Genomic DNA, 14,566 nt, shown 5'->3' with positions numbered 1-14,566 from the left:
CTCAATCAACCAACAACAGTTAATATCAAATTTTTATAATTAAAAAATATGCTATTTTTTAAAACTTTCATTCTCCTTGACTCTGTCAACTTCACAAAACAACTCTTGGACCAAATGTATCTGGCATAACACCTTTTGGTAACTTGCTACTTCTTTTTTTCCGCATCTCCGACAACAGCCATTGATATTCCACTACATAAGGCTTGATTTTTGGTAGATCAACTTTTTTATGAATAATACTATGCTTCTCCTTAAATTGACCATTTACCCTAAACGCTATTAGCTTCCTTAAAATTTACATTAATGCCTATTTTGCCTAAACTGAAGCGTCTTTTCCAATTTTTTCTAGCATCAACTCAGCAGCTTTTTGTTCAGCAATCTTTTTACTAGAAGCGCATGCAGAAACTTTACCATAATCTTCCATGCAAACTGATATAGTAAATTCAGGATTGTGCGCTGGTCCAGTTTGTTTTACAAGCTCATACTCTGGTAAAGGCAATTTGTTTTTCTGAGTCCACTCTTGCAGTGAGGTTTTAGGATCTTGAGGGGGGTCAAGCATGCCTTTAGCTAGCTTTTCCCAATATTGGATAATAAATTTTTCAACATTTTCAAGCCCGCCATCAATATAAATTGCACCTATTAGTGCTTCAAGCGAGTTTTCTAAATTTTTTAAGTTACATCTCCCTCCATTGCAGCGTTCACTATTATTCATGATGATAAAGCTGCCTAATTTTATTTCTTTAGCAACATTAGCAATGGTGTTGCCACAAACTAAATCCGTCTTTCTTTTTGCCAATGCTCCTTCTTTTTCTTCAGGAAATAGTTTAAACAGTGTGGCAGATACGACCATATTCAAAACACTATCACCCAAAAACTCTAGTCTTTCGTAGCTTACAATCTGGTTTTTGCTATTCCTTTTATTTACGCTTGGGTGAGTTAGTGCCTCTTCTAATATTGCATAATTTGTAAATTTATAATCAATGATCTTAGATATTGCATCATTCAAACTCTTCATACCCATTATTTAAAAGAATAACACTTCCTACCACACCTTTATACCAAAGAATTAGTTTTGTTTTATTAAAATAATACCAACAACTTCCAAAATATACAGTTTAATAGACTTCTTGCATAACCATTATTTGAATAATGATTCATCGATGTCATTCCGGCGTGTGACGCTGGATCAGTGTCGGCTACTTAGGTGACAGAGAAGATGTCTAATGTATACAACCCACCACCTCACTAATGTTACTAAATCCATCTCTCCTTATTAGTTCTGCAAGTTCTAGATTAATTTTGTTTACAACTTGAGGTCCGTGGTATATGAGAGCAGTGTACAACTGCACCAAAGAAGCTCCTGCCTTTATTTTTTTATATGCATCAGCACCACTTGAGATTCCTCCGCATCCTACCAACAATATTTTGCCCTTAGTAAGTTTGTACATATCGCTCAATAACTCGGTTGAAAGTTTAAACAGCGGTTTGCCACTCAACCCACCACTCTCGTTGTGGTGGGAATGTAAGTTATTCCGACTGATCGTAGTGTTGCTCACTGTTAATCCGTCAATCTTATATTCCAACGCAAGCTCAGCGATATTTTCTTTCGTTTGCTGATCTATATCTGGTGAGATTTTTAATATTATTGGTATGGATTTAGAATTATCAATTGATTTCCGGGTTAGAGTTACGGATTTCAACAATTCCGATAATTCTTGCTTATTGTGCAGATTGCGTAAATTAGGCGTGTTTGGGGATGAGATGTTCAGCACTATATAATTGCTTTTTCCATATACTATCTTTATTAAGTCAACATAATCGCTGATTTGGTCCTTTGATGTACTGTTTTTTCCTATGTTGATGCCAAAAATGCAGTCATCAAGCTTGGTTTTATCTATTTGTTTAAGAAAGTAGTCTATTCCTTTATTGTTAAATCCCAATCTGTTAATTACCCCTTGATCTTTAATTAACCGAAAAATTCTTGGTTTTTTGTTTCCATATTGTGGATTACGAGTTACAGTACCAGTTTCAATAAATCCAAAACCAAATGAAAGCATAGGCCTTATAACTTCTGCATTCTTGTCAAAACCTGCAGCCAGACCCACGGGGCTTCTGAGCTTATTACCAAAAAAATTCACACTCAAAGATTCTGGTAGCTCTATAGGTTTTCTATAAGGCATTTTCTTTAATGCCATAATTGCCAAAGAGTGAGCAACCTCGGGCGGTAGTAAAAACAATAAATCACGTAATATCATTTTGTAAAACACTTTGCTTATTTTTAGTTTATTTTTTACCATGAAACGCTATAAGAGTATAACCATAACTTGAAAAGAAATTGATTTTACTTATGAATAATTTTCTCTATAGGTTACACACTTAAAGCTACTGTTGAATTGAGCAACTTTTACAAGATATAGAAAATGAAAGAGGCCGGGACCGGAATTGAACCGGTATAAAAGGATTTGCAGTCCTCTGCATAAGCCATTCTGCCACCCAGCCGTTTTTTATGTGTAGATATCCATTATATCTTTTAGCATAGATAAAGCTTCCTCCCTTTTGCGTTGGAAAGTGTTACGTCCAATGATTGAACCATTACCACCACCCTGCTTAATTTCTTTCGCTTCATTGCATATGTCATTCACTGATTTCGACTCGCCACCAGAAAAAACTACTATTCTTTTTCCTGCAAAACAAGATCTTTTAACATATTCAATTCTTTTAGGTAATGATTCAATATTTTCTGTTTCTATTTTCTCCCTTTCCAAATATTTAGTTGGAAGTTTTACTTTTATTATATTAGCGCCAAGCAAAGCTGCCATGTGTGCAGCATAGGCAATAACATCAACCGCTGTTTCACCTTCTTTGGAAATTCCTTCACCGCGTGGATAAGACCATAACACTACTGCAAGCCCATAAGATTTGGCTTCAGCTACGATTTCACGGGCTTCTTCCATCATATCGAAACACTTAGCAGAACCAGGATATATAGTAAATCCAACAGCCAAGCAGCCCAAACGCAGTGCATCTTTCACAGAAGAGGTTATTGCTTGATCAGAAGTCAGATTCTTCGAATGTAAGGAGTTGGAACTATTAAGTTTCAAAATAAGTGGGAGCATTCCAGCATAAGTTGAAGCACCAGCTTCAATCATACCAAGTGGAGCAGCATATGCACTTACTCCCGAATCAACTGCAAGCTGAAAATGATAATGTGGGTCATAAGCATCAGGGTTAACTTCAAAACTTTTTATTGGCCCGTGTTCAAACCCTTGGTCTACAGGGAGAATTACTAATTTGCCAGTGCCGCCAAGCTTTCCATGCATGAGAATACGAGTAAGATTTGCTTTTACCCCGGGGTTTTCACTTTCGTAGTGGTTTAAGATTTGTCTTATTTCTTTACTCATTAACGCTATGAAGTTCATTTAAAGTATAGCAAAAACCACAGTTGAAGCAAAGATCTTTTTATGGTTCTTGTCCTGCAGGTGTACCTAAAGATGTAACGTTAGGATTGGTGGTGTGCTGTTGTGGCTTTTTTTGGATTAAATCTCTAAAATACATTTTGACAATAGGAAGAACAAGTGGCATAAGCACTAGCTTGTAGTCATACCATGCAAATTTTTCTTTATAGCTAAACTCTGTATCTTCTTCATATAAACGCTGAATGCAATGTTCACTATATAGTTCAGACGCCTTTGTAAAAGTTCTAAGTAAAGCAATAAGTAATAAATCCAATGCTAAATTAATCATCAGCATTGTTCCATATTGAGCAGGCCAGCCATTTTGTGCTACCTCTGATACTAGACCACATATAGCAAATGTTGCTGCGATACATATCACATAATTATCAGCAGTAAGAAGCATATTTACTCTTCGGTTATATTTATCAGAATTTTCTTCTTGCAAACCTTGTTGTTTACTTGCTGCATAAATAACACCACAAAAGGATATAATAAATAACAACAGCCAAATCCCTATGCTAAATGCATAAAATTGATAAGCGATGCTTTGCACCGTGCCACTATTAGCAAGTTGCGATAAGCAATATTCGACTTTCAGCGATGGAGTAAACACCACATTTGCTAATACAAAGAATAAAAGTGCTCCATTTATAGCTTCACTTCTACGTGATAAAATCTCATCGACTTTTCTCTGCTTTTCTGCTATTTCTTCTTGTAATGTTGTAGGTCTACCAGGAGTTCTTCCTGATCTTAAGGCGTTAAGATGTTGCTCTAATTTCCTCTTGTTATCAGTAAGTTCCTGAAACTTTTTCTTTGCCTGCTCTTCATTACCTTTGTTTTTATCAGGGTGGAATTTCAATGCCAGTTTTCTATAACGCCGTTCAACTAACTTGAGTATATCGTCAAACTCCTGGCTTATTACTTCTTCCGCTTTTATTCCTAGTCTTGAAAATAAATTCTGTAAATCTTGATTACTGTAATATTGATTTCTAGTTAAACTTGCCACTATAGCCTCATTATTCTTAAAATAAAACAAGTATACTATAAGTGTAATAAAAAAACAAGAATTTCAAACTATATCAAAAGCAATTTTATTTTCTACTCTATTCATATAGATTCTTAATTTCTTTCCTTTTATTAATTTACGATTCAGTATTTCTTCCGCTAAGTAACTTTTTATCTCTTTTTCAATAAGTCTCTCTATCGGACGTGCTCCCATTTCCTTACTATAACCCATTTGTACAAGATAAGATTTCACTTCATCCTCTACTAAGCAGTTTATGCCTTTTTGCGTCAGTTGCTTTTTCAGTTCTAGGACAAATTTATCCACAATATGCAAAATCACATCCGTACTTAAGTCAGAAAAAGAAATAATCGCATCAAGACGATTACGAAATTCAGGGCTAAAAACCTGTTCTATTGCTTTTGCGCTATCACCAATGTTAAAATTTTTATGCCCAAAGCCAACAAAACTTTTGCTGCGTTCAACTGCTCCTGCATTAGTTGTCATAATTAAAATTATATTGGAAAAGTTAACTTTACGTCCGTAAGTGTCTGTAACGCAACCATAATCCATAATTTGTAGCAATATATTATAGATATCGCTATGAGCCTTTTCAATTTCATCAAGCAGCACAACACTATATTGATTATTAGATACAGACTCTGTGAGTAATCCACCCTGATCATAACCTACATATCCAGGAGGAGAACCAATCATCCTTGATATCGTATGAGACTCAATATATTCGGACATATCAAAGCGTATAAGATTCATGCCCATGCTTTCTGCTAATTGTTTTGCTAGCTCGGTTTTACCAACACCGGTTGGCCCTGCAAAAAGATAATTTGCTAAAGGCTTATTGTAATTTCTCAACCCAGATTTAGCAATTTTAATAGAATTAACAAGAGATTCTATTGCCTGCTCTTGGCCAAAAATCACCTTCTCTAGATTAGCTTTTAAAGACTTTACTTTCTGCAAATCATCAGATTCAGATCCGCAAGGCACATTTGTAATTCTAGTAATGGTATTCTTAATATCTCTACTATTTACAATTTTACCCCTGTTTCTTAGCAATTTACAATATGCCCCTGCCTCATCAATAACATCAACCGCTTTATCAGGTAATATTCGCCCAGTAATATACTTATGCGAAAGTTCAGCCGCAGACCTAATGGCATTCTTTGTATAATATACTCCATGATACCCTTCATAGTAGTGCTTTATACCATCTAGTATCTTTATCGTTTCGTTAACAGAAGATTCCTTAACATTAATTTTTTGAAACCTCCTCGCTAATGCTTTATCTTTTTCAAAACTATTGCTGTATTCTCTATATGTAGTTGCACCTATACAACGCAGTGTACCTCTTGCAAGCGCAGGTTTGAGTAGGTTACCTGCATCAAGAAAGCTACCACTTGTAGAACCTGCTCCAATGATAGTGTGTATTTCGTCAATAAAAAGGATAGCACCTGGTTTTGCCTCAATCGCTTTTATTATAGATTTTATTCTCTCTTCAAAATCACCTCTATAGCGTGTCCCTGCAAGGAGTGACCCTAAATCCAAAGCATAAATTATACTGGACCTGAGCGCACTTGGAACACTGTTTTCAATGATTTTGAGTACCAAACCCTCAACTATTGTGGTTTTGCCAACACCTGGATCTCCAACATATAAAGGGTTGTTTTTTCTACGCCTCAATAATATTTCTATAGTGCGATTTAATTCATAATCACGACCAATAACATAATCTATTTTTTTGCTTCTTGCATAGTCATTTAAATTTTTACAATAACTTTGTAGAATTTCCTCATCTTTTAGTAGCTCACCTTTATTTACTGTAGTAGGAGCATCATTATTTTTATCAAGTTTTACTTTATGATTAGTGGTGTATTCATCTATATCGTTAGAGTATTTCATGTTAGATATGTGGTAAATCAAATTGGAATCTTTCGCACTTTGTTTCTGCAATAGATCTTCAACGTATAAATCTTGCCCAAACAAAATTTCTACTAGAACACTTGCTCCATTTATTTCTTTTTTCCCCAAGCTATGAGCCCGTATTATTGCTCTGTGTATTATGCATTGAAACATTGAGCTAGGTTTAACTCCACTGATAATCAATTCAGAACTGCTTTGTAAAAACCCTTTTATATTATTATTATAATCATTAGCCTTAATATTGCATCTTGATAGAATGTTATCCATACTGATGATTTCATCGGCTCTGATATTACATCTTGATAAAACGTAATTTACATCCACGTCTTTAGTTAACGCCAGCAATAAATGTTCTACTTTCGCATATTTAAGATTAAAATTAGAAGCAATGAATAGTGCTCTATTCAAACTTGCCTCTAAGTTTTTGGAAATCATCTCCTATTCTCTTTAAAAGTGGGAACTCATATATAATGAATAGCACACAATTATTAAAAAAATTGAAATCCAGCAGTTCGCTGTAGCCAATTTGAATCCCACTCTGGATCTACGTCATAGCACCGCAATATCTCAGCATAGATTCCGCTAATGAGTAGCGGAATGACGAGTTTTACGCTTATCAAATTGTAGGTAAATCCTATTTAATACGCTTTTTCTAGTACTCTGCTTTTCTTCTTAAATGCATTGATCTTTTTTCTACCGTATTTAGTCTTTAACGTACTTGGCCTTTTAAAGACCTTTTTGCTGTTACGTTTTTTAAATTGCACACTACAATCAAAATTTAGCTCTCCTTCTTTGTCTGCCAGTGCAGGCAGTCTTCTCTTATCTTGAGGTGTAACAAAAGATAGCGCATACCCTTCAGCTCCAGCGCGTGCAGTTCTACCTATACGATGAATATAGTCAGCTTGCGATTGTGGTGCATCATAATTGATAACATGTTGAATGTGGGGAATATCAAGGCCGCGAGAAGCAACATCTGTTGCAACCATGATTTGATTACGGCCACGACGAAAAGAATTAATGACCCTTTCGCGCTTGTGCTGCCTTAAATCACCATGAATTGCTAAAGCGCTATAGTCATCTTTGTGCAATCTGTTAGCTAGCTGATCCGCTCCTCGCTTTGTTTTGACAAAGATAATGATTGATCCTTCGCGCTGACATAATTGTGTAACAAGCTTTTCATATTTTTCTGATTCTGATGCATAAACAATTTCTTGCTTAATTTTTACAGAAGTTGTAACCTCACAATCAACAGAAATACGTTCTGGTCGATTAAGGTACTTCTCAGCAAGTTTTACTATATCTCCAGGAAGAGTTGCAGAAAACATAAGAGTTTGCCTTATTTTAGGCAAATGCTTCATAATTTCTTCAATCTGAACTCCAAAGCCCATATCAAACATACGATCCGTTTCATCAAGCACAAGAACGCTAACATTGCGAGTAATCAAAGTTTTACGCTCAATATGGTCTATAATACGACCAGGAGTACCTATTACAATTTGTGGTTTTTTCTGAAGCTGATTTAGCTGCCTAAAAATCGGCTCACCACCAATCAACAAAGCGACCCTTAGTGCAGAATTTTGAGATAAGAGTTTTCTTATCTCATTTGTTACCTGATGCGCAAGCTCTCTGGTTGGCACGATGACTAAAGCTGAACCAGTGTTAGGCTCATTCAGCAACTTAGCAACCAACGGAATAGCAAATGCTAAAGTTTTTCCAGTCCCCGTTTGAGCAGATCCGAGAATATCTTTACCTTGTAGCGCTAAGGGAATCGCTTGTATTTGAATCGGAGTTGGGACGAAAAGATTATTTTTATCTAGAGCTTGTCTAAGCGAAGCTGGGAGACCCATCTCATGAAAATTATTCACAATACGTTAATCCTGTTAAAAGACTTCATAATAGATTAATCTTCCAATCTTAAATTTATTGCAGATTTTTTATCTTCTCCGTTTCTACCGCGCTCCTCTTTAACCTCATAACTCACCCTTTCTCCTTTTATTCCCTTCTCTTTATTCTCTCCTTTAAGTGCCTCAGGTCTTATTCCCGAACGTTCCAATGTGCTAATATGTACAAAAACGTCACCCCCTTTACCTTCTGGCTTGATGAAACCATAGCCTTTTTCGGCATTAAACCATTTTACATTACCAAATTCCATTTAAACAACTCCTAAATTATTAACTAACATTACTAATGTGATGAAAAACTTTGAAATTACGATTGAGAATGCTTTAAGCTTAGCTATTGAAACTAAACCTTTATACTCCATAGTCTATTCTTAACATTACATGACAATAATACACAATTGTTGTACTTGATGCAAATAAATTTTTTAATCGTTAAGCGAACCTGCAACCGTCATTTCGCTAACTTTAATCGTTGGTGAATTAAATTGCCCACAAAAAGTTAGATCATCTGCAACGACTAAATTGCTAAACATATCCTTCAAATTGCTAGCAATGGTAATCTCATGTATTGGATACGTTATTTTTCCATTTTCTATAAAAAATCCGGAAGCGCCTTGGCTGTAATCGCCATTGATTAAATTGACACCAAAACCAAATAAATCAGTTACATATATTCCCTCTTTCACTTCCTGAATTAATTCTTCAAACGATACATCACCATTCTCAATGTAGAGGTTACTAGCTGCAGGAATAACTGCAGCATTACTTGCACGAGTTGCACTTCCGGTTGTTTCTGAGTCTAATTTTCTAGCCGAGTATAAGTCTAAAATCCAATTTTGTAATATTCCGTTTTTTACAAATATATTTTTCTTGCTAGTTATCCCTTCTCCATCAAATGGTCTCGATGCTATGCCTCTTGGCAACAATGGATCATCGATAATATTAATTCTATCGTTGAAAATCTGAGCGTTTAAACTACCCCTCAAGAAAGAACTGTTGCTTATAATACTGCTCCCATTTATAGCAGAAGCAAAACTTTTTACTAGCCCTTTTGCTGCTCTTTTTTCAAAAATAACTGGAAATTTACCAGTTTTCATTGTACGTGAATTCAATTGATCAACTGCTCTTTTTGCTGCTTCTTTTCCCATTAACTCTGGCAACTTTAAATCACTAAAATTACATGCTATATCATAATCGTAACCAACCTTCATTTCACTTTCTCTTCCAGCAACAACAGAGACCTGATTAGCAATGGTTGATTTACTAAACGAGCCAATAAAACCAGAAACAGTCGATAATACTGTATTCACTAAAGCGTATGAAGAAGAGGCTCCTTCAGAATTAGTGATACTCTTATGTGCAAGGGCTGAATTTTCTGCAGCTTCAGCAATTTCTTTTAGGTTATCAACGGTTACAACATTATTATCTGAGATACTTAAATCTGCAGAAGAGATATAATTACTACCATTTACAGCAAAATTAATGCAAGGATCTTCTGGCGCATTCTTTGCCATTTCTACCACTTGGCTTACTGTATCACTCAGATTATTCAAATCGTTTGTAGAAATATACGCAGCTTTGTTTTTACCTGCTATAGCTCTGATTCCTACAGTGCAATTTTTAGATTGTGATATTTGCTCAATTTTTGATAGACGCTGAGAAACTGAAGTCTTATTAGTTTCATATATTGTAACTTCCGCATCTTGATTTTGCTTTTTTATTAGTTTAGTAATATCTGCTGCAATATTTAATATATTCATTTTCTATTCCTTAGATTTCTATAAAGATTCTGCACCACCTATAACTTCAATTAAATCAGTCGTAATCGCTGCTTGACGAGAACGATTATAAAGCAATGCTAATTTGTTCAGTATCTCTTTAGTGTTTCTGTTTGCTGATTCCATAGCAACCATTCTAGCACTATTCTCACTCGTTGCACTTTCAAGTAAAGCAGAGTAAAGAGCAATTACAACGTAATCTTGAACCAAAGATTTTAAAATAAATTCAATATTTTGTGGTTCATACTCATAGCCGTAATCTGTTGTTGGACCAGCCAGAGAGCTATCAATCAAGGATGAGTCTTTACTCCATGGTTTTATTGTTTCCAACATTGGTTTTTGCGTGAAGGTATTATAGAATTTACTATAAAAAACTTTAACTTTATCGTATTTACTTAAATCTATACCATCAACCAAAGCTTCTACGTGCTTTAACGTGATTCCCTTACTATTTTCAATTTTTAAGATACTTTTAGAGTCAAATCTATTTTTACCTACATCAAAAGCTTTTTTACCAAGAAATACAATATCTACTTTTTTGCCATTTGCGATTGACTTATTTACACGCTCTTGACTAAATTTGACAATAGAAGAGTTAAAGTTGCCGCACAAGCCACGATCAGACGCAACAATGAATACTAGGTAAGAACCGTCGTTACTGACATTTAGAATTTTTGCCAGTAATTCTTGATCAACTGATAGCATTAATGAAGAAATAATGTTATGCAGCTTAGATACATATAATTTTGAATTTAATAACTTCTTTTGGCTTTGTAACAACTTTGCTGCAGAAACCATTTGCATTATTTTCGTGGTTTTCTGTACAGACCTAATATTCTTAATTCTTAAGGATAATTCCTTTAAGCTCTTCATTTTGTATACAACCCTGATTTATTAAAATATATAACTGTTGGTGTCTAAAAGCAAGTTTTTTTGACATTAAAACCAAGTCTAGCTAAGAAACTTGCAGGTTTATTGTTTGGAGATAAGGATTATATTAAGAAAGTGCTCTAACTTCAGCAATATCAATGTGAAAGTAGCCTAATGGTAATTTCTACACTTTGTGGAATTTTATAATATATAATAAACACAATTAAAACTATTACAACTTGAACACTTATGATCCCATTGTTCTAGTTCCCTGTTACAATTTTTACACTTCCAGCCTGGATCAGGCAAAGCTTCTGAGCCCATCTTGTTTAGCCAATAAATTACCTTGTCGTGTTCTTGCAATGTAACCTTGAGTTGTATTACAATAAAGTAGATTGACATGTAATTAGCTTTTTTCATAGCAGTGTCTAAATATTGACTTGCAAGATCATATTTACCTGAACTCATTGAGGACAAAGCAAGTAAACAGTAACTAAAATAATAATCAGGGCGTAAGTTGTATAGTCTTTCAGCACCTTTACTATTTAAATTGATGTACATTTTAGCTGACTGAGGAGTAGGATTTACTGTATACTCTGCCTCTAGCACTGCAGAAGCTTTTCTGATTTTTCCAAGTTTAATATATAATTCTGCCTTTAAATAATTGATGGGCTGAAAAATTGCACTATAACGTTGTGCTCTAAATAAAGACTTTATAGCCTCCTTAAAATTTCCTTTACTTTCATATTGCTTTGCTAAAGCGCAATAAAACACTGCAAACATTTCTTTATGATCAAAGGGGAGAAAAATATTGGACTTAACTGCTTCCTTCAACCTCAAAATTGCATTAATCCAATCTTCTTTCAATATGCAATGCTCTATTTGAAAGGGAATAGATAGCATTTTATCGTTAATTGAACTAGAGCAATATTCTATAAATTTTTGAAAGACTACTTTTTCTTGTTTGAGGTGGACAATCAGCTTATTGGCTAGAAGTAGAGCTAAGTTACGATTTTTATTTGCAATATTTGTTAAACCGTTACTGAAAAAGCTGTAATTTCCCGTCTTACCTGAGTTAAAGAGCTTTATTAAAGACAACCTATCGCTCTCCTCACTCAGACTTTTAACTAGCTTTTGGGCATTCTCTATATTGTCTAAGTCTATGCTAAAGAAAGCTTCAAAGAGAAGCAATTCTTCCCTATCCCTTCTTCTATTTCTTATGTTGGCAAATGTTGATGAAATGGAGGAAAAAAAGCGTACAAGTGTAATTAATAAAAATAATAAAACTACACAAGTAAAAATAATGAAATATAGATCAATACTTATAGTGTAATTGCCTAATTCCAATTTTATTACTTCACCACTTACCTTGACCCATATACCAAATAAAAACGAAAAAGCGAAAATTATAAAATAAATCATGAGATATATTGTAATAAGTGATGATATATTGTTGAAATATTCTTAGAAGCTACAATAAAACCATTCAATTTATTCAGCCATGGCTTGAATTCTGAATGCGTTAAATTGCTTACTGTAACAGTTATATTTTGCCAATCATTATCATTTATTGACTCCTCAATTTCTGCGAATTTTACTCTTAATGGATCATTTCGGTCGTCTACCTTTATCCAGTTTGAAATGATTTTTTTAGACAATGTACTTTTGTTGTAATCGATAGTATCAATAGTTTTTTCAAAAGATAACTTCAATTCGTGTAAGGTATTTATCTCTTTCAAATTTTCTAATTCATCTACTGCATTTTCTATCTCTGGATCGTCAAGCTCTGATATCAAAGGCTTTATTGAATTTATATGGTTATCAAATTTTGCTTCTCGCAATAACGAATTCTTCATTTTAACCACAAGTAATAGCAATTTTGCAAGGTTCTTACATTTTGAGTTATTATCACCTTGCTCACATTGAGTATGCTGACTTCTCTTGAGGTCAAATATCTTTTTTTCTATTCTAGATTGATTAACTTCAAGCAACATTCTAAATTCATCCATGTTTTCCGTTAAAGCTTTCACATTGTTTTCACTCTCTTGCTGATTTATTTTTAAAAAGATTATGTTATTTATTGTGATGTAACCGGTAAATAACAATACAATTAAGAACCAACCTATGTACTTTTGCTGAGTATCATTCATAACGTAGTATCTCCGCAGGATCTTGTGCAGCTGCCTGCAACGCAGGAGCAATTGTCGCTAAAAATGATAAGAATAACGCAAGTGCAGAAATATTTACTACGTCTTGGGGTACTAATATCACTGGCAAACTTGAAAAAAAGTATATCATAGGATCAAACAGCTTGACGTTAGTAATGTTTTCTAAAAACACTCTAATACTTTCGATATTGAGAGAAAAAACGACACCTATAATACAGCCAAGACAAGTTCCCGTAAAACCGATTAATAGACCACAAGCACAAAATGTGCGCATAATGCTTCCACTTGTTGCACCAAATGTACGCATAATTGCAATCGCGGATTTCTTTTCTTGCACTATCATCATTAAATTTGAGATAATATTAAACGCTGCTACAACTATAATCAAAGTAAGAATTAAAAACATCACATTTCTTTCAGTTTTTAAAGCACTAAAATAATGGCTTTGCTGTGATTGCCAACTTTCAGCTTCCATTCCTATTTCTTTTTCTATAGCATCTGCCAGCTTATCAGCTCTAGTAACGTCGTCTACAAGTACTTCTATATTTTTTATGCTATTTTTATAATTAAAAAAGGCTTGTGCTGATTTTAGAGGCATATATATCAAGGTATTATCATACTCAAACATACCCATATCAAATATTGCTATAACTTTATATTTTTTCATTCGCGGCATTTCACCAAGTAATGCATCAAATTCTTCAGATGATATAAACGTAATTTCGTCGCCATAGTCAATGTTCAAAGCTTCTGCCAATCGTGCTCCTATTATTACCCCTTCATCAAATTTTTTTACATCACCTATAATTACATTATTTGTAACGGCAGTACTATCAAGCAAATCTTTAGTTGACACACCTCGCACTACGCTACCTGCAATTTTACCATTTGCTACAATAATAACTTGATCATTGGTCATAGGAGTAGCTTTTAATATACCAGGAATTCTCTCAATAGATTTTGAAACTGCGTAGTAATCTGAATTTATGTTCCTATCAAAATAAACGTTAATATGGCCATCAATGCCAAGTATTGAGTCAAGCAACTTTGCTCTGAACCCGTTCATCACAGACATCACCACTATTAGTGTTGCAACTCCAAGGGCAATGCCGATAATAGAGAACAAAGTCATTATAGAGCAAAATCTGGCATTTTTTGCTCGCAAATAGCAAGCAGCCATAGTAATTTCAAAGGCAATGGACATTACAAAATATTTTGAGGTTAGACATTATATTTTTGAAACTTCGTATAATTGTAGACTTTTCTTTATTTGAAAACTAGAGATTTTTGCTTCCTTAAATTTAGCAGGCTTATAGATATATTCAATACCTTAACACACAGCTATACGAACATTTGTTTTTGTTAAGGTAATTCATACAGTAAATGGTGTCATGCCAGTGCTTGACACTGGCATCCAGGAAATTTTTGCTTGCAAATAAGTAAACTGATTTGG

Annotated in this window: 12 protein-coding genes and 1 tRNA gene; all 13 read right to left on the bottom strand. The window is 34.3% G+C overall.

Annotated elements, in window-relative coordinates; all coding sequences use genetic code 11:
- Positions 1-316: 316 nt before the first annotated feature.
- Positions 317-1,015, bottom strand: coding sequence for a ribonuclease III (rnc, locus tag AAGD93_RS00280; protein ID WP_341819504.1), 699 nt, complete (start codon positions 1,013-1,015; stop codon positions 317-319).
- Between the two features lie 205 nt (positions 1,016-1,220).
- Entirely contained in the window at positions 1,221-2,297 is a 1,077-nt protein-coding gene (locus AAGD93_RS00275; protein ID WP_274979666.1) for a quinone-dependent dihydroorotate dehydrogenase, read from the bottom strand.
- 130 nt (positions 2,298-2,427) lie between these two features.
- Positions 2,428-2,499 (bottom strand) — tRNA-Cys (locus AAGD93_RS00270).
- A 5-nt stretch (positions 2,500-2,504) separates the two neighbouring features.
- A complete protein-coding gene (locus AAGD93_RS00265) occupies positions 2,505-3,401 on the bottom strand; it encodes a class I fructose-bisphosphate aldolase (protein ID WP_151807527.1) in 897 nt (298 codons plus the stop codon).
- A gap of 58 nt (positions 3,402-3,459) precedes the next feature.
- Positions 3,460-4,461 (bottom strand): J domain-containing protein, encoded by a 1,002-nt coding sequence (locus AAGD93_RS00260; protein ID WP_341819503.1) that lies wholly within the window; start codon positions 4,459-4,461, stop codon positions 3,460-3,462.
- Positions 4,462-4,524: 63 nt separating this feature from the next.
- Positions 4,525-6,831 (bottom strand): AAA family ATPase, encoded by a 2,307-nt coding sequence (locus AAGD93_RS00255; RefSeq protein WP_341819502.1) that lies wholly within the window; start codon positions 6,829-6,831, stop codon positions 4,525-4,527.
- Between the two features lie 203 nt (positions 6,832-7,034).
- Positions 7,035-8,261, bottom strand: a complete 1,227-nt coding sequence (locus AAGD93_RS00250; protein WP_038199603.1) for a DEAD/DEAH box helicase — start codon at positions 8,259-8,261, stop codon at positions 7,035-7,037.
- A gap of 35 nt (positions 8,262-8,296) precedes the next feature.
- Positions 8,297-8,548 (bottom strand): cold-shock protein, encoded by a 252-nt coding sequence (locus tag AAGD93_RS00245; RefSeq protein ID WP_006279919.1) that lies wholly within the window; start codon positions 8,546-8,548, stop codon positions 8,297-8,299.
- Positions 8,549-8,722: 174 nt separating this feature from the next.
- Positions 8,723-10,057: a TldD/PmbA family protein gene (locus AAGD93_RS00240; protein WP_341819501.1), complete on the bottom strand. Its 1,335-nt coding sequence runs from the start codon at positions 10,055-10,057 to the stop codon at positions 8,723-8,725.
- Positions 10,058-10,075: 18 nt separating this feature from the next.
- On the bottom strand, positions 10,076-10,948 hold the full coding sequence (gene atpG / locus AAGD93_RS00235; RefSeq protein WP_341819500.1) for an ATP synthase F1 subunit gamma: 873 nt from the start codon (positions 10,946-10,948) through the stop codon (positions 10,076-10,078).
- A gap of 198 nt (positions 10,949-11,146) precedes the next feature.
- The gene (locus AAGD93_RS00230) at positions 11,147-12,367 is read right to left on the bottom strand and encodes a hypothetical protein (protein ID WP_007548692.1); all 1,221 of its coding nucleotides are present in this window, start codon (positions 12,365-12,367) and stop codon (positions 11,147-11,149) included.
- Positions 12,364-13,095 (bottom strand): hypothetical protein, encoded by a 732-nt coding sequence (locus tag AAGD93_RS00225; protein ID WP_341819499.1) that lies wholly within the window; start codon positions 13,093-13,095, stop codon positions 12,364-12,366. The genes AAGD93_RS00230 and AAGD93_RS00225 overlap by 4 nt, the downstream gene beginning before the upstream one ends.
- The gene (locus AAGD93_RS00220) at positions 13,088-14,317 is read right to left on the bottom strand and encodes a lipoprotein-releasing ABC transporter permease subunit (RefSeq protein WP_341819498.1); all 1,230 of its coding nucleotides are present in this window, start codon (positions 14,315-14,317) and stop codon (positions 13,088-13,090) included. Before AAGD93_RS00220 ends, AAGD93_RS00225 begins: the two co-directional genes overlap by 8 nt.
- Between the last annotated feature and the right edge of the window lie 249 nt (positions 14,318-14,566).

It is taken from the genome of Wolbachia endosymbiont (group A) of Brachyopa scutellaris (genome assembly GCF_964026995.1).
Lineage (GTDB): Bacteria > Pseudomonadota > Alphaproteobacteria > Rickettsiales > Anaplasmataceae > Wolbachia > Wolbachia pipientis.
Note: the sequence above shows the minus strand (reverse complement) of the source record. Positions and strands in the feature narration are given on the sequence as shown.